Below are 15566 nucleotides of genomic sequence, written 5' to 3' on the forward strand. Positions count from 1 at the left end.
CATCCATGAGCTATGAGATTGAAAACGTAACCGCCAGAGAAATCCTGGATTCGCGCGGCAACCCGACCGTCGAAGTTGAAATGACTGCGGCGGGCGTCGTGGCACGGGCTTCGGTTCCCTCCGGCGCCAGCACCGGTTCACGCGAGGCGGTGGAGCACCGCGACGGCGATCCGCACCGTTTCGGCGGCAGAGGCGTACTGGAGGCGGTGCACAGCGTCAAAACGGCGATCAATGAGGCGCTGCGCGGGGTGGATGTGCGCCAACAAGAGGAGATTGACCGCCGGCTGATCGCGCTGGACGGCAGCGAGAACAAGAGCCGATTGGGGGCCAACGCCCTGCTCGGCGTTTCTCTGGCCGCCGCCCGCCTCGCGGCGCAATTGTCGCAACTGCCGCTGTATCGTTATCTGGGCGGCATCGGCGCCAACCTGCTGCCGGTGCCCTGCATGAATATCATCAACGGCGGCGTGCACGCCCGTTGGCAAGGGGCAGACTTTCAGGAGTTTATGATAGCCCCGCAGGGCGCGCCATCGCTGCGCGAGGCCGTGCGCTGGGGCAGTGAAGTCTATCAGGCGCTGCGCCAAATCCTGTTGGAACAAGGCCTGTCGGTCGGCGTCGGCGACGAAGGCGGTTTCGCGCCGGCGGTTGCCTCGAACCGGCAACCGCTGGAGCTGATCGTGCAGGCGATAGAGAAAGCCGGTTATCAACCGGGAGACGATATCGCCATTTGCATGGACCCGGCCTCAAGTGAATTCTATGCCAACGGTAAATACCGCCTGCGCAGCGAAAACGCTGAACTGGATGCCGAACAGATGACGGCCTATTACCAGCGGCTGGTGCAGGATTTTCCCATCGTGCTGATTGAAGACGGTTTGGCCGAGGACGATTGGGCCGGCTGGCGCATTCTCAGCGACACCCTGGGCGATCAGGTGGAACTGGTTGGCGACGATCTGTTCGTCACCAACGTGAAATACATCCAGCGCGGGATTGATGAACGGTTGGCCAATGCGGCGCTGATCAAATTGAACCAGATCGGCACGCTGAGCGAAACTTTCGCCGCCGTGCAGCTTTGCCAGGCAAACGGCTGGGGCGCCTTTATCTCGCACCGCAGCGGCGAAACCGTCGACAGCTTTATCGCCGATATGACGGTTGCGATGCGAGCCGGCCATTTGAAAACCGGCGCGCCGTGCCGCGGCGAGCGCATCGAAAAATACAATCAGCTGATGCGCATTGAGGAGCAATTGGGCACCGCGGCGGTATATGCCGGGCGCGCCGCTTTTAAACGCCGTTAATCTTTGCAGGCCGGCCACGCACCGGCCTGTTTTTCATTTTTTGCGCGGCATAATCCCGCCACGCCGGATTCCAACAGAATACGCCGCGTCGCCATCAACGTCTCACGCTGCTCGTTCAGCGTCGCCATCATCCGCTCGATTTCCGCCAGCCGGCTGTCGACGCCCTGTATCAACCCATCCTCATAAGCGCTGCCCTGCAGCGCCAATACCCCGCGGATCGCCTGCAGCGAAAACCCCAGATTCTGGCCGATTTGGATCAGGTGCAGCCGCTCCAGCGCGCTTTCGCTATACACCCGATAACCGTTGACGCCGCGCACCGCTTTGGGCAGCAGACCCTGCTGTTCGTAGTAACGTATCGCCGAGGCGGCCATGCCGGCGCGCTCCGCCAACTCTCCGATTTTCATGCCCTATTGACCTTAAAGTTAACTTTAAACCTAGTATAGCGCCATTCACCCTGCGACAGGAACGTACCCGATGTTTACCCCGCTGATTCTGCCCAACGGCAGCCGCTTACCCAACCGTCTGGCCAAGGCCGCGTTGGAAGAAAATCTGGCCGATGAAGGCCAACTGCCCGGCCCCGCGCTATGGCGTCTGTATCGCCACTGGGGTATCGGCGGCGCCGGCCTCATCATCACCGGCAACGTGATGATCGACGGCCGCGCCATGACCGGCCCCGGCGGCGTGGTGCTGGAACAGGATACGCCGCTCGCCCCGTTTGAAACCTGGGCCAAGGCCGCGCGCCAGGAAGGCGCGCAGGTATGGATGCAGCTCAGCCACCCGGGCCGTCAGGTGATGGCCAACATGGGCGGCAACGCCTGGGCGCCCTCCGCCATCCCAATGGCGATGGGCAAGTACAGCAAGCAGTTTGCCCCGCCGCAGGCCATGAGCGAAGCGCAGATTGCCGAGGTGATCGCCCGCTTCGCCGCCAGCGCGCACGCCGCCGAACAGGCCGGGTTTACCGGCGTGCAGATCCATGCGGCGCACGGCTACCTCATCTCCCAGTTCTTGTCGCCGTTGTCCAACCAGCGCAGCGATCGTTGGGGGGGCGAGCTGGCGAATCGCGCCCGCCTGCTGCTGGAGGTGGTGAGCGCGGTGCGCCAGCGTGTCTCGCCAGGCTTTTGCGTGGCGGTCAAACTGAACTCCGCCGATTTTCAGCGCGGCGGCTTTTCGCCGGACGAGGCCCGACAGGTATTGTTGATGCTCAACAAACTGCCGGTCGATCTGGTGGAGCTATCGGGCGGGAGTTATGAAAGCCCGGCGATGCAGGGCGAAGCGGCGGACGACAGCACCCTGGCGCGCGAAGCCTATTTTCTGACCTTCGCCCGCGATCTCGCCGCAGTAGCCCGCATGCCGGTGATGACCACCGGCGGCATCGCCCGCCCGTCGGTGGCGCAACAGGTGCTGAACAGCGGCGTCGCGGTAGTCGGCATCGCCACCGCCATGGCGGAAATTCCCGATCTGCCGCACCGCTGGCAAACCGGCGAAGCCCCTCATGCACTGCCCGCACCGGTAAAATGGCGCGACAAAACGCTGACGCTGCTCGCCCGCATGGCGCTGATCAAGCGCCGCATGCACGCCCTGAGCCGCGATCGGACGCGCAACGTGCGTTACTCCCCACTGTGGTCGCTGCTCATCGATAGATGGCGCACCCGCCGCACTCTGCGGCGCTATCGCGTCTGGTTACGGCAACGTTAATGACCACGGCGCCGGCAGACTCGCCGGCGCCGCACAAAAATTCCGCTTTTTCGATCGCGCTACGTAAAATCTGCAAGAAATCACCACTCTGGATACCGCGCTTTTAACGCTCGATGACTTATATTCATCACAAATTTTGTGTATATAACCGCTATAGGACTTAAGGTGGTGAATAGATGAAAATAAGCCGCTATTTTCTATTTATGTTATTAATCGGAAATTCACCTTAATAATAAATGCATTAAAGAGGCGGACAAAGGAAAGCAGAAAGGGATTTTTACGCAATGTTAAGGAAATGTTGTTTTCTGCTGGCAAAACCAACGGTCAACAAATCAACAACATATTGATGAGCCTAAGAAAAAACTAAACAATTCAAAACAAAATCGGCTATTGAGTCCCAGGCGAAAAAGCCATATATTGGTCGCGCTTTTCACAAGGCAGTTACTTTTCTAATTCATTAATTCAATCGTTGCGTGTTGAGACCTTCGGTTGTAGGAGAGATATGATGACGGATAAAGTCCGTATTGATACTTTAGTTGCAAACTCATTAAACGGAAACAATGAAACCTATTTGGCGCGTCAAGCCGAATTTGAGTCGAATGTTAGGAGTTATCCGCGCAAACTGCCGTTGGCAATTGCGAAAGCCCAGGGCGTTTGGATCACTGATGTTGAGAATAATCAATATCTTGATTGCCTGGCCGGGGCGGGAACGTTGGCTCTTGGACATAATCACCCCGACGTCCTGCAAAGCATCCAAAATGTCATTACCAGCGGCTTGCCGTTACATACTCTCGATCTCACGACCCCGTTGAAAGATCGTTTCTCCGATTACCTGCTCTCTCTGTTGCCTGGCGAAGGCAAAGAGTATTGCCTGCAGTTCTGCGGTCCGTCCGGCGCCGATGCGGTGGAAGCCGCGCTGAAGCTGGCGAAAAAGCACACCGGCCGTTCCGGCGTGATCAGTTTCTCCGGCGGTTATCACGGCATGACCCACGGCGCGCTGTCGGTCACCGGCAACCTGTCGCCGAAGGCGGCGATCAACGGCATGATGCCGGAAGTGCAGTTCATGCCTTATCCGCATGAATACCGCTGCCCGCTGGGCATCGGCGGCGAAGCCGGCGTCAAGGCGCTGACCTACTACTTCGACAACCTGATCAACGACGTGGAAAGCGGCGTGCGTAAACCGGCTGCGGTGATCCTTGAAGCCGTTCAGGGCGAAGGCGGGGTTAACCCGGCGCCGGCCGAGTGGCTGCAGCGCATCCGCAAAGTGACCCAGGAACACGGCATTCTGCTGATCATCGACGAAGTTCAGGCCGGTTTCGCCCGTACGGGCAAGCTGTTCGCCTTCGAACACGCGGGCATCGAGCCAGACATCATCGTGATGTCGAAAGCGGTCGGCGGCGGCTTGCCGCTCGCGGTACTGGGCATCAAAAAAGAGTTCGACGCCTGGGAACCGGGTCACCACACCGGCACCTTCCGCGGCAACCAGCTGGCGATGGCCACCGGCCTGACCACCCTGCAGTACCTGAAAGAGCATAAGGTCGCCGACAAAGTGGCCGCTCAGGGCGAGTGGCTGAAAGGCAAGCTGGCCGAGCTGCAGAAACGTTATCCGGTGATCGGTCACGTCCGCGGTCTGGGCCTGATGATCGGCATCGAGATCGTCAAGCCGAACGAAGCGCAGGATCACATGGGCTGCTACCCGGCCGATGGCGAGCTGTCCGCGCTGCTGCAGAAGAAATGCTTCGAATCCGGTCTGATCCTGGAGCGCGGCGGGCGCAACGGCTGCGTGCTGCGCCTGCTGCCTTCCCTGCTGATCACCAATGATGAGCTGGGTATTTTCCTGGATAAATTTGAGCAGGCGCTGCTGGCCGCCGGCGTCAAGCCAGTCTGATTGGAGCGAATGACCGCGATGTCCAAGTTAAACCCGATTCTGGCTTCCTCGGCGCATAGCGCCGAGGCTTACCGCCAGGCGATCGCACAGAGCAGTGAAGCCGTCGTGCAGTGGCTGCAACAGCCCGAGATGTATCAGGGCAAAAGCGTTGCCGAACTGCGCGAGCGCATCAAGCTCGACTTCACCCCGCAAGGCCTGGGCAACCAGGCGGCGATCGAGCGCGCCATCGAGTATTTTTTGAAAGACAGTCTGTCGGTGCACCACCCGCAATGCGTGGCGCACCTGCACTGCCCGAGCCTGGTGATTAGCCAGGCCGCCGAAGTGCTGATCAACGCCACCAACCAAAGCATGGACTCCTGGGATCAGAGCCCGTCGGCCACGCTGATCGAAATGAAATTGATTGAGTGGCTGCGCGCCCAGGTCGGTTACCAGCCCGGCGACGCCGGGGTGTTCACCAGCGGCGGCACCCAGAGCAACCTGATGGGGCTGATGCTGGCGCGCGATGCATTCTTCGCGCGTCAGGGCCACTCCGTGCAGCAGGACGGTCTGGTGGGCGATCTGCGCAAGCTGAAAGTGTTCTGTTCTGAAAACGCCCACTTCTCGGTGCAGAAGAACATGGCGCTGATGGGCCTCGGCTATCAGTCCGTCACCCTGGTGAAAACCGATCGCTTCGCCCGCATGGACGTGAACGATCTGGCGGAAAAACTGGCGCAGGCCAAGGCCAACGGCGAGCAGGTGATGGCGATCGTCGCCACCGCCGGCACCACCGACGCCGGTGCCATTGACCCGCTGCGCGACATCGCACGGCTGGCGGCGGAGCAGCAGATTTGGGTGCACGTGGATGCGGCCTGGGGCGGCGCGCTGCTGCTTTCCGAGCAGTACCGCGACTACCTGGACGGCCTGGAGCTGGTGGACTCCATCACCCTGGACTTCCATAAGCAGTTCTTCCAGACCATCAGCTGCGGCGCCTTCCTGCTGAAAGACGCGCGCCACTACGAGCTGATGCGCTATCAGGCGGCCTACCTGAACTCCGAGTTCGACGAGGCGCAAGGCGTGCCGAACCTGGTGTCCAAATCGCTGCAGACCACCCGCCGCTTCGATGCGTTGAAGCTGTGGATGGGGCTGGAAGCGCTGGGGCAGAAGCAATACGCCGAGATCATCGATCATGGCGTCACGCTGGCGCAACAGGTGGCGCGTTACATCGCCGATCAGGAATCGCTGGAACTGGTGATGCAGCCGCAGCTGGCCAGCGTGCTGTTCCGCTACCGTCCGGCGCAGCTGGCGGCGAATGGCGACGCGGCCGTCGCGCTGTTCAACCAGCGTATCGGTGACGCCTTGCTGGAATCGGGCCGCGCCAACGTCGGCGTAACCGAGTTCGATGGCGTAACCTGCCTGAAGATGACGCTGCTGAACCCGATCGTGACGCTGGAAGACATCAAGCTGTTGCTGGCGTTGGTCGAGAAAACCGCCCAGCAGCTGCCGGCGTAACCCTCCGCCACTGCGCATTAAAAGCCGATAGCCCCAGGCTATCGGCTTTTTTATCGCGCTCACGCCGTGCGCGTACTCAATCCGTTGACATGTTTTCCCAGGATGTCGCTTGTAGGTCCAGATCGATTTCCAGCGTTTCCAAAAAGCGCGCCGTCATCATGTAGTGCCCAATCATTAATGCCAGTTCAGCCAGTTGAACCTCATCATAATAGCGCCTGACCGCGTTAAACGTGTCGGCAGAAACCTTCACCTGCTGCACGCATTCATCGACAAAATGCAAGATGGCCGCACCTCTGGCGTCGATGCCAACACCCTGCTCTATTTTCTCGATGTCGTCATCGCGCCACCCCGCAAGGATCGCCAACGGATAGTGTTGCATACGCTCATAAGCGCTGTGGCTTAACGCGCCAACCCTTAATATGATCATTTCCCGATCTTTATCACACAGTCGCCCGGCCGGAAAAGAAGCGCCCAGCGACAGATATCCCTGCGCCGAACGGCTGGTTTTCAACAGACCCAGCGTAAGATTGGCGGGAAAACGGGCATATTGTTGCTGTTGCTCAGCCGTTAATTCACTCACTGCCGGCAGTTTTATTCTGGCCATCGTTTATTCCCCCGCGCGTTCATCGATAATTGCAACCGGCCGAGCCCAGCCGGCGGATGCCTTATAAACTTTGACCGGCAGACTGATCACGTTGAATCCGCAGGGGGGCAGCAATTCAAGATTGCACAGTTTTTCAATCTGGCAATAAGGATATTTACTGCCGGCATAGTGCCCTTCCCAAATAAGCGAAATATCGCCGCTTTGTTCAAATTTGGTGCGCGTATGGCTGAATGGCGCATCCCAGCTCCAGGCATCGGTGCCAACCACTCTGACGCCGCGTTCAGTAAGATACAGCGTCGCCTCACGGCCCATGCCGCAACCGCGATGAATAAAATCTTCACTGCCGTACCGCCCACCGGCCGCCGTATTGACCAGAACAATATCGCCGACGGCGAGCGGATGATCAATCCTCGCTAATTCACTCTCAATATCACGCGCAGTGACCACATAACCGTCTGGAAAATGGCGAAAATCCAATTTGACGCCAGGGCCGATACACCATTCCAGCGGTATTTCATCAATGGTTTTTGACGCCGAACCGTCGTCCATATGCGAATGGTAGTGATAAGGGGCGTCCATATGCGTCCCCGCATGGGTGCTCATGCGGACAAATTCCACCGCCCAGCCCTCCTGACGCGGCAGCGCCAGGGGATCCAGGCCGGGAAATGATTCCGCCAGCTGCAACGCTCCGCGCTTGTTGTCAACATACTCGATTTCCGGCAGAAACCGCTCCGGATCGGAAGCGATCCCGCTCATCAGCGGCACCGAAAGATCAATGATTTTACCGTACATATTGTTACCTTTATCCAGGGGAATGACATGCCCAGAGTAAGCTTTCCCCATAGAATAGAAATGCCGATTATCAGACAACTTATTGTTATAATAGGAAGACGCAGCCATGAACGGACAGGAAGGCGTCATGAAACCGTCAGAATTGACCGGGGAAATCCCAATATCGATTTGGTTCAGAAATAAATCCTGGCCGGCAGGAACGCAATTCCCTTTACAGGCGTTGCCATGGGGCAAACTGATGTATTCCATGAAAGGGTTGGCGGAAATAAATATTGAGGACAATATTTATTTATCCACTCCGGAATATGCCATTTGGCTCCCCGTTAATACCGAACATGAATCCGTAGCAAAGAGTGCAATTGACTATGTCATTCTTCATGTCAGCCCCCCGCTATGCCAATCCTTACCGAGCAAACCGCAAACCCTGCGGCTGAATAAGATCGTCAAAGCGGTGCTGGCCGATTTTTCAGAAAGGCGCATTGGCTATCCGCACACGCCTCAGGACCAGACGTTGGTTACCGCATTGCTTGAGCAGCTGGCGCTGTCGGAGCGTTTTGACAGCTACCTGCCGCTCGGCAGCGACGACGTGATCAAGATCATGACCGAAAAGATGAGCGCCGCGCCGCACGATTTCAACACGCTGACGCAATGGTCGGGCATGCTGGGCTTGAGCGAGCGTACGCTCTCGCGGCGATTTCTCGCCGCCACCGGCATCTCTTTCAATGAATGGAAACTGAGAAGCAAAACCCTCATGGCGATGACGCTGTTGCAGGAAGGGAGAGCCGTCAAATATGTCGCCTCTACCCTGGGGTATCACGATCCTTCCGCGTTTATCGCCATGTTCAGACGGCAAACGGGCCAGTCCCCCTCCGGTTTTTTAGCGGTAAGTCATGGCACCCCGAAAACAGGCTCAGGCATAATGCATGGCGACTGATGCAGCATTCGTACGCACAAACTGCATCGAACGCCTTCCCCCCTATTCAGCACGACAGGATGCGCACGCATGACAGACCCTGATTTCAACCTGCTGATCGCGCTCGACGCGCTGCTGACGGCGGGCAGCGTTGCCGGCGCAGCGCGCCGTCTCGGTTTAAGCCCCTCGGCGATGAGCCGTACCCTCAGCCGACTGCGCGCGGCCACCGGCGATCCCCTGCTGGTGCGCGCCGGCCGTCATATGGTGCTGACGCCCTATGCCGAAACGCTGCGCGAGCGGGCGCGGCACGCGACGTTCGAAGCCCGCGCTGTGTTGCGTCCGGCTCAGGGAGCATTGGATCCCGCCGCGCTGGATCGTACCTTCACGCTGCGCGCCAATGACGGCTTCGTCGAGGCCTTCGGCCCGGCGCTGATCGCCGCCGCCGCCGAACAGGCGCCGCGGGTGCGGTTGCGCTTTGCGCCCAAGCCGGAGAAAAGCGACCGCCCCCTGCGTGAAGGTCTGGTCGATCTGGAGATCGGCGTGTTGGGTGACATGGGCCCGGAAATCCGCCTGCAGGCGCTGTTCCGCGATCGCTTCGTTGGCGTGATGAGAACCGCACACCCGCTGGCGCAACAGCCGGAGATTGGCGTCGCCGACTACGCCGCCTGCGGCCACGTGGTGGCCTCGCGCAGCGGGCGCATCCTCGGGCCGGTAGACGCCGCGCTGGCGGAGCTGGGGCTGGCACGCCATATCGCCGCCGTGGTGCCGAGCTTTCCCGCCGCGCTGGCGGTGGCGCAGGCCTCGAATCTGTTGGCGTTGCTTCCCGCCTCTTTCCTGCAGGCTCAACCTGCCGATGGCCCGCTGCGCGTCTTCGAACTGCCGGTAAAAACGCCGCCCATCACCGTCTCGCAGATGTGGCATCCGCGCCTGGACGCCGAGGCGGATCACCGCTGGCTGCGGCAGTTGGTGCTGTCGGTTTGTCGTCGGCAGGCGCAGCTCCCGGCGAGTGACAATGTCACCTAAAAAGCGTTTACGGCCTCTGATGCCCGTTTAAATCGGCCAGATAAGCGCAGAACATATCCGCCATCGCATCGGCATAAGCCGAGATCTCGGAATCAGTTCGCGGCGTTTCGGAGAATTGCTTGCCCGCCGCCCCCAACGTGCCGACGATCAGATCGCCCGCCAACCGGCGAGTGACCTGCGGAACATCAGGCAACGCTTCGCACATGAAAACCTGCACGATATCCTTGCCGGCTGCCTTTACCGCCTGTGCCTCCGGCGCATCGCGGTAAAGCGGCGCCGCATCATTCAACGCTACGCGCATCTGCGCCTCTTCACATTCCGAACGGATAAACGCCTGCACCAACAACCGCAAGCGCGCGAACGGCGTTTTCTCGCGGTCGGCCAAAATACGGCTCAGCATATCCGTGGTCTGCCGCCATTCGTCGCTCTGCAAACGAAACAGGATCGCCGCCTTATTGGGGAAATACTGATAAAGCGACCCGACGCTGACGCCGGCACGCTCGGCCACCCTGGCGGTGGTGAAACGCGCCGCCCCCTCCTGCGCCAAAACCTGAATAGCGGCGGTCAGAATAGCGGACACCAGTTCGGCGGAGCGCGCCTGTTGCGGTTGTTTTCTCGAGGAAATTTGCTTACTGCGGCGTTCAGTCATAGCGGGCGGCCAATGCGAATAGAGGAATGCGAATAGTTCGTCATATTATAACGGCATGCGCTAACGCGCTCCATTTACGACAGGAAATTTGCCATGAGTACCCTGACCACTGCCCCCTTAGCGCCGCTGCTAAACCGCCTGTTCCAACAGGCATCCCGCCGGTCGCCGGCGCTTGCCGCCCTGTTCCGCGACGTGCCGGACGCAGAGCAAAGCCGGCTGATGCAGAGCAAAACCGAGTACCGCGAACTCTACCACCGCCTGAAGGATTTCCCGCTGGCCGTGTCGCCGGCGACCGGGGCCTTGCTCTACATGTTGGCGCGGGGTTGCCGGGCGCAAAACATCGTCGAATTCGGCACGTCGTTCGGTATTTCGACCCTGCACCTGGCCGCCGCACTGCGCGATAACGGCGGCGGCCGATTGATTACCTGCGAGTTTGAACCGAGCAAAGCGGCGCGGGCGCGCGACAACCTGACCGAAGGCGGCGTCATCGACCTGGTGGAGATCCGCGTCGGCGACGCCCTGGAAACGCTGCGCGGCGATCTGCCGGCCACGGTCGATCTGCTGCTGCTCGACGGCGCCAAGGGACTTTATCCCGATATTCTCGACCTGCTTGAGAGCCGTCTGCGGCCCGGTGCGCTGATCGTCGCGGACAACGCCGATGACAGCCCGGATTACCTGGCGCGGGTGCGCGATCCGGCGACGGGCTATCTCTCCACGCCGTTCGCGGATGACGTCGAATTGACAATTCGGCTTTAAAATCCCCATCGAGCGAGGGTTGTTCCCCCTCGCTCGATGGGAGAACATAGCGTTCACGATGCCTGACGCAGTGAAACGCCCATGACGCTTCCCCCTCTCTGGCCGGTCTTCGACGGCCATAACGACCTGCTGCTCAATCTGTGGCTGCAGCATGACGACGATCCGGTCGCCGCCTTTTATTCCCGCGTCACGCCGGGCCACCTCGATTTCTCCCGCATGCAGCGCGGCGGATTCTGCGGCGGGCTGTTCGCGGTATTTATTCCTCCGGTCGGCTATATCGCCCAGATGCGTAATCAAACGCAGGACGAGGCGCAGGCCGCCTTCGATCCGCTGGCGATCGCCGAACGGCAAATCGCCATCCTGCAGCAGCTGGAGCAGGCTTCTCAGGGGCGGCTGCGCATCTGCCGCACCGCCGCCGAGATAGAGCAGTGCCGCCTCAACCGGCAAATCGCCGCGGTGCTGCATATCGAAGGCGCCGGCATGATCGATGCGGAGCTGACGCAGTTGGAGGCCTTCTACCGGCTGGGCGTGCGCAGCATCGGGCCATTCTGGAATCTGCCTAACGCCTTCGGCACCGGCGTCAGCGGGCCGTTCCCCGGCTCACCCGATACCGGCCCCGGCCTGACGCCGGCCGGCGAGGCGCTGATCCGCGCCTGCAATCACCGACGCATCATGATCGACGTCTCGCACATGAACGAGAAAGCCTTCTGGCAAACCGCCGCGCTGAGCCGCGCGCCGCTGGTCGCCACCCACTCCAACGCCCACGCCCTCTGCCCGCAGCCGCGCAACCTCACCGACGCACAGCTGGACGCCATCGCCCAGAGCGGCGGGATGGTCGGCGTCAATTTCGGTACCGCCTTCCTGCGGGCGGACGGTAAACGTGACAGTGCAACGACAGGCTTAACAGAAATTGTTAAACACGTTGAGTATTTGATCGCTAAACTTGGTGAAGATCGCGTGGGATTTGGCTCTGATTTTGACGGAGTCAACGTACCGCAACCGTTGGAGGACGCCGCAGGCCTACCGCGCCTGACGCAAGCGCTGGCGCAGGCCGGGTTCGATAACCGGCTGCTGGAGAAGCTGACCTGGCGCAACTGGCTGAACGTGCTCGCCGCCACCTGGGGTGAATAACCCGGTTACGCTTTAAAGGTTGCGATCTTCGTCACATTTCGCCAACATTGGGCCGGCCTAATGCGAAAATTTCTCATTGGGCTCGAACTATCACGATGCATGTAAAGGAGCACCGCTATGACTACCTGGACTAAACCTGAGTTTGTTGACCTGCGTCTGGGGCTGGAAGTGACGCTGTACATTTCCAACCGTTAATCGCCTGTCTGCCCGCCTTTCGCGCGGGCATTTCTTTCCCTCTTTTTCTGGTTCAGACATGCAGATAAAAGTTCTCGGCTCGGCGGCGGGCGGCGGCTTTCCCCAGTGGAATTGCAACTGCGACAACTGCCGGGGCGTTCGCGAGCACAGCATCAACGCCACGCGTCGCACGCAGTCTTCCATCGCCGTCAGCGACGACGGTAAAAACTGGGTGCTGTGCAACGTTTCACCGGATATTTGCCATCAGCTGCTGGCTTCGCCCGAATTGAACAATCCCGACGTGCTGCGCGGCACCGGCATCGGCGCGATCGTGCTGACCGACAGCCAGATCGATCACAGCGCGGGCTTGCTCAATTTGCGTGAGGGCTGCCCACACCACGTCTGGTGCACCCCTGAAGTGCATGACGATCTCAGCACCGGCTTCCCGGTGTTTCCCATGCTCTCCCATTGGAACGGCGGGTTGATTCACCACCCGGTGACGCCCGGCGAACCGTTCCGCACGGCGGTCTGCCCGACCGTGCGCTTCACCGCCATTCCGCTGCTCAGCAACGCGCCGCCCTATTCGCCGTACCGCGATCGCCCGCTGCCGGGCCACAACGTGGCGCTGTTTATCGAAGATACCGCGCGCGGGGCCGGTCTGCTGTACGCACCGGGCCTGGGTGAGCCGGACGAGGCGCTGATGCCCTGGCTGCGCCGCGCGGACTGCCTGCTGATCGACGGCACGCTGTGGCGCGACAACGAACTGGCCAACGCCGGCGTGGGACGCAATACCGGCAAAGACATGGGGCACCTGGCGCTGGCGGAAGATCACGGGCTGGCGGCCCTGCTCAGCACCTTGCCCGCCAAACGCAAGATCCTGATCCACATCAACAATACCAACCCGATCCTCAATGAAGACTCCGCGGAACGGCAGAGCCTGACCGCCGCCGGCATCGAAGTGAGCTGGGACGGCATGAATATCGAACTGTAGGGAATCGCCATGACGCAACCACGTCCCCTGACGCCGCAGGCATTTGAAGCGGCGCTGCGCGCCAAAGGCGCTTATTACCACATCCACCACCCGTATCACATCGCGATGCACAACGGCGAAGCGACGCGTGAGCAGATCCAGGGCTGGGTGGCCAACCGGTTCTACTACCAGACCAGCATTCCGATCAAGGATGCGGCGATCATGGCCAACTGCCCGCAGCCTGACACCCGTCGCAAGTGGGTGCAGCGCATTCTGGATCACGACGGCTACGGCGGCAGCGAAGGCGGCATCGAGGCCTGGCTGCGCCTCGGCGAGGCCGTCGGGCTGCAGCGCGACGCCCTGCTATCCGAGCAGTTGGTGCTGCCGGGCGTGCGCTTCGCGGTGGACGCCTACGTCAACTTCGCGCGCCGCGCCTGCTGGCAGGAAGCAGCCTGCAGCTCGCTGACCGAACTGTTCGCGCCGCAGATCCACCAGTCGCGTCTCGACAGCTGGCCGCAACACTACCCGTGGATCGACGCCGCCGGCTACGACTATTTCCGCAGCCGCCTCGGCCAGGCTAACCGCGACGTGGAACACGGCCTGGCGCTGGCGCTGGACTATTGCGATACCGTTGAAAAGCAGCAGCGCATGCTGGAGATTCTGCAGTTCAAGCTGGACATTCTGTGGAGCATGCTGGACGCCATGAGCATGGCCTACACCCTGAACCGCCCGCCTTACCACAGCGTGACCGCCGCGCGGGTATGGCACAACCAGAGGCTGGTGTAATGACGCTGAACCCTGAACACACTCCCGTCTTCCGCCGCGGTTACCGCCTGCAATGGGAGCAGGTGCAAAACAGCCATGTGATCCTCTACCCGGAAGGCATGGCCAAGCTGAACGACAGCGCCGCCGCCATTTTGCAACTGGTCGACGGCCACACTACGCTGAACGGCATCATCGCCCAGTTGAACGCCCGCTTCCCCGGCGCCGATGGGTTGGCGGACGACGTGCTGGAATTTTTCCAGCGCGCCTACGAACAAAAATGGGTGACCTTCCGTGACTGAACCACGTGCGCCGGCGGTGAATCCGCCGCTCTGGCTGCTGGCGGAGCTGACCTACCGCTGCCCGCTGCAGTGTCCGTACTGCTCCAACCCGCTCGATTTCGCCGCGCAGGAAAAAGAGCTGACTACCGCACAGTGGATAGAGGTGTTCCGCCAGGCGCGGGCGATGGGCAGCGTGCAGCTCGGCTTCTCCGGCGGCGAGCCGCTGGTGCGTAAAGACCTTCCCGAGCTGATCGCCGCCGCCCGCGATCTCGGGTTTTACACCAACCTGATCACCTCCGGCATCGGCCTGACCGAGAAAAAGCTGCAGACCTTCGCCGACGCCGGGCTGGATCATATTCAGATCAGTTTTCAGGCCAGCGACGAAACGCTGAACGCCGCGCTGGCGGGCTCCGCCAAGGCATTTCAGCAGAAGCTGGCGATGGCCAAGGCGGTCAAGGCGCTCGGCTATCCGATGGTGCTCAACTTCGTGTTGCATCGCCATAATATCGGCCAGATCGACCGCATCATCGAACTGGCGATCCAGCTGGATGCCGACGACGTCGAGCTGGCGACCTGCCAGTTCTACGGCTGGGCGCACCTGAACCGTGAAGGCCTGCTGCCGACCCGCGAACAGATCGCCGAGGCAGAAGCGGTGGTGAAACGCTACCGCGAACGCATGGCCGCCGACGGCAAACTGGCTAACCTGCTGTTCGTCACGCCGGATTACTACGAGGAGCGGCCTAAAGGCTGCATGGGCGGTTGGGGCGCCATCTTCATGAGCGTGACGCCGGAAGGCATGGCGTTACCCTGCCACAGCGCCCGTCAGTTACCGATTACGTTTCCGTCGGTGCTGGAGCACGATCTGCAGCATATCTGGTACCACTCCTTCGGCTTTAACCGCTATCGCGGCTATGACTGGATGCCGGAGCCCTGCCGTTCCTGTTCGGAGAAAGAGCAAGACTACGGCGGCTGCCGCTGCCAGGCGTTCATGCTGACCGGCAACGCCGACAACGCCGACCCGGTGTGCGGCAAATCGCCGCATCACGGCACCATCCTGGCGGCGCGGGAAGCGGCGAACCGTTCGCAGATCGGTATCGATCAGCTGCGATTTCGCAATCAGACCAACTCCCGTCTGATCTTCAAGGGTTGAC

17 protein-coding genes are annotated in these 15566 nt (G+C 60.6%); 13 read left to right on the top strand and 4 right to left on the bottom strand.

Going from position 1 to position 15566, the window contains the following annotated elements:
* The first annotated feature begins 5 nt into the window (after positions 1-5).
* Positions 6-1289 carry a phosphopyruvate hydratase gene (gene eno, locus ACMGGK_RS11355; protein WP_143778992.1) on the top strand — a complete coding sequence of 428 codons (1284 nt, stop codon included), beginning with the start codon at positions 6-8 and terminating at the stop codon, positions 1287-1289.
* Here eno and ACMGGK_RS11360 read toward each other — a convergent pair.
* Entirely contained in the window at positions 1286-1693 is a 408-nt protein-coding gene (locus ACMGGK_RS11360; RefSeq protein WP_016927737.1) for a MerR family transcriptional regulator, read from the bottom strand. The two genes, eno and ACMGGK_RS11360, sit on opposite strands and share 4 nt — an antisense overlap.
* Before the next feature lie 70 nt (positions 1694-1763).
* Between ACMGGK_RS11360 and ACMGGK_RS11365 the strand changes: the two genes are divergently transcribed.
* The 3 genes from ACMGGK_RS11365 (at position 1764) to ACMGGK_RS11375 (ending at position 6360) form a co-directional block, all read left to right on the top strand.
* Positions 1764-2984 carry an NADH:flavin oxidoreductase/NADH oxidase family protein gene (locus tag ACMGGK_RS11365; RefSeq protein ID WP_143778991.1) on the top strand — a complete coding sequence of 407 codons (1221 nt, stop codon included), beginning with the start codon at positions 1764-1766 and terminating at the stop codon, positions 2982-2984.
* Positions 2985-3489: 505 nt separating this feature from the next.
* Positions 3490-4872, top strand: coding sequence for a diaminobutyrate--2-oxoglutarate transaminase (locus tag ACMGGK_RS11370; protein ID WP_004937838.1), 1383 nt, complete (start codon positions 3490-3492; stop codon positions 4870-4872).
* Between the two features lie 18 nt (positions 4873-4890).
* Positions 4891-6360 (top strand): pyridoxal phosphate-dependent decarboxylase family protein, encoded by a 1470-nt coding sequence (locus ACMGGK_RS11375; RefSeq protein WP_028127421.1) that lies wholly within the window; start codon positions 4891-4893, stop codon positions 6358-6360.
* Positions 6361-6436: 76 nt separating this feature from the next.
* Here ACMGGK_RS11375 and ACMGGK_RS11380 read toward each other — a convergent pair whose 3' ends face one another.
* Positions 6437-6964, bottom strand: a complete 528-nt coding sequence (locus ACMGGK_RS11380) for a carboxymuconolactone decarboxylase family protein (protein ID WP_049299212.1) — start codon at positions 6962-6964, stop codon at positions 6437-6439.
* Positions 6965-6967: 3 nt separating this feature from the next.
* Complete coding sequence (locus tag ACMGGK_RS11385) at positions 6968-7756, bottom strand: cyclase family protein (RefSeq protein WP_197758478.1); 789 nt, start codon at positions 7754-7756, stop codon at positions 6968-6970.
* Positions 7757-7883: 127 nt separating this feature from the next.
* On the opposite strand from ACMGGK_RS11385, the gene ACMGGK_RS11390 reads away from it, so the two are divergent.
* Both ACMGGK_RS11390 and ACMGGK_RS11395 read left to right on the top strand, forming a co-directional pair.
* The gene (locus ACMGGK_RS11390) at positions 7884-8690 is read left to right on the top strand and encodes a helix-turn-helix domain-containing protein (RefSeq protein WP_100225605.1); all 807 of its coding nucleotides are present in this window, start codon (positions 7884-7886) and stop codon (positions 8688-8690) included.
* Positions 8691-8759: 69 nt separating this feature from the next.
* Complete coding sequence (locus tag ACMGGK_RS11395; protein ID WP_079452142.1) at positions 8760-9692, top strand: LysR family transcriptional regulator; 933 nt, start codon at positions 8760-8762, stop codon at positions 9690-9692.
* 7 nt (positions 9693-9699) lie between these two features.
* Here ACMGGK_RS11395 and ACMGGK_RS11400 read toward each other — a convergent pair whose 3' ends face one another.
* Positions 9700-10341 carry a TetR family transcriptional regulator gene (locus ACMGGK_RS11400; protein ID WP_049299210.1) on the bottom strand — a complete coding sequence of 214 codons (642 nt, stop codon included), beginning with the start codon at positions 10339-10341 and terminating at the stop codon, positions 9700-9702.
* A gap of 93 nt (positions 10342-10434) precedes the next feature.
* Here ACMGGK_RS11400 and ACMGGK_RS11405 point away from each other — a divergent pair, with 93 nt between their 5' ends.
* The 7 genes from ACMGGK_RS11405 to pqqE all read left to right on the top strand — a co-directional run bounded on the left by ACMGGK_RS11405 (position 10435) and on the right by pqqE (position 15565).
* A complete protein-coding gene (locus tag ACMGGK_RS11405; protein ID WP_016927746.1) occupies positions 10435-11097 on the top strand; it encodes an O-methyltransferase in 663 nt (220 codons plus the stop codon).
* A gap of 81 nt (positions 11098-11178) precedes the next feature.
* Complete coding sequence (locus ACMGGK_RS11410) at positions 11179-12228, top strand: dipeptidase (protein ID WP_116403635.1); 1050 nt, start codon at positions 11179-11181, stop codon at positions 12226-12228.
* Positions 12229-12345: 117 nt separating this feature from the next.
* Complete coding sequence (pqqA, locus tag ACMGGK_RS11415; RefSeq protein WP_004937827.1) at positions 12346-12423, top strand: pyrroloquinoline quinone precursor peptide PqqA; 78 nt, start codon at positions 12346-12348, stop codon at positions 12421-12423.
* A gap of 58 nt (positions 12424-12481) precedes the next feature.
* On the top strand, positions 12482-13393 hold the full coding sequence (gene pqqB, locus ACMGGK_RS11420) for a pyrroloquinoline quinone biosynthesis protein PqqB (RefSeq protein WP_420276905.1): 912 nt from the start codon (positions 12482-12484) through the stop codon (positions 13391-13393).
* A 9-nt stretch (positions 13394-13402) separates the two neighbouring features.
* Positions 13403-14158: a pyrroloquinoline-quinone synthase PqqC gene (gene pqqC / locus ACMGGK_RS11425; RefSeq protein WP_015376769.1), complete on the top strand. Its 756-nt coding sequence runs from the start codon at positions 13403-13405 to the stop codon at positions 14156-14158.
* Positions 14158-14436 (top strand): pyrroloquinoline quinone biosynthesis peptide chaperone PqqD, encoded by a 279-nt coding sequence (pqqD, locus tag ACMGGK_RS11430; RefSeq protein ID WP_049199562.1) that lies wholly within the window; start codon positions 14158-14160, stop codon positions 14434-14436. Before pqqC ends, pqqD begins: the two co-directional genes overlap by 1 nt.
* Complete coding sequence (gene pqqE, locus ACMGGK_RS11435) at positions 14429-15565, top strand: pyrroloquinoline quinone biosynthesis protein PqqE (protein WP_049299205.1); 1137 nt, start codon at positions 14429-14431, stop codon at positions 15563-15565. The genes pqqD and pqqE overlap by 8 nt, the downstream gene beginning before the upstream one ends.
* The last annotated feature ends 1 nt before the right edge of the window (position 15566 follow it).

This window comes from Serratia sp. BNK-33-b (assembly GCF_048684565.1).
GTDB lineage: Bacteria > Pseudomonadota > Gammaproteobacteria > Enterobacterales > Enterobacteriaceae > Serratia > Serratia marcescens.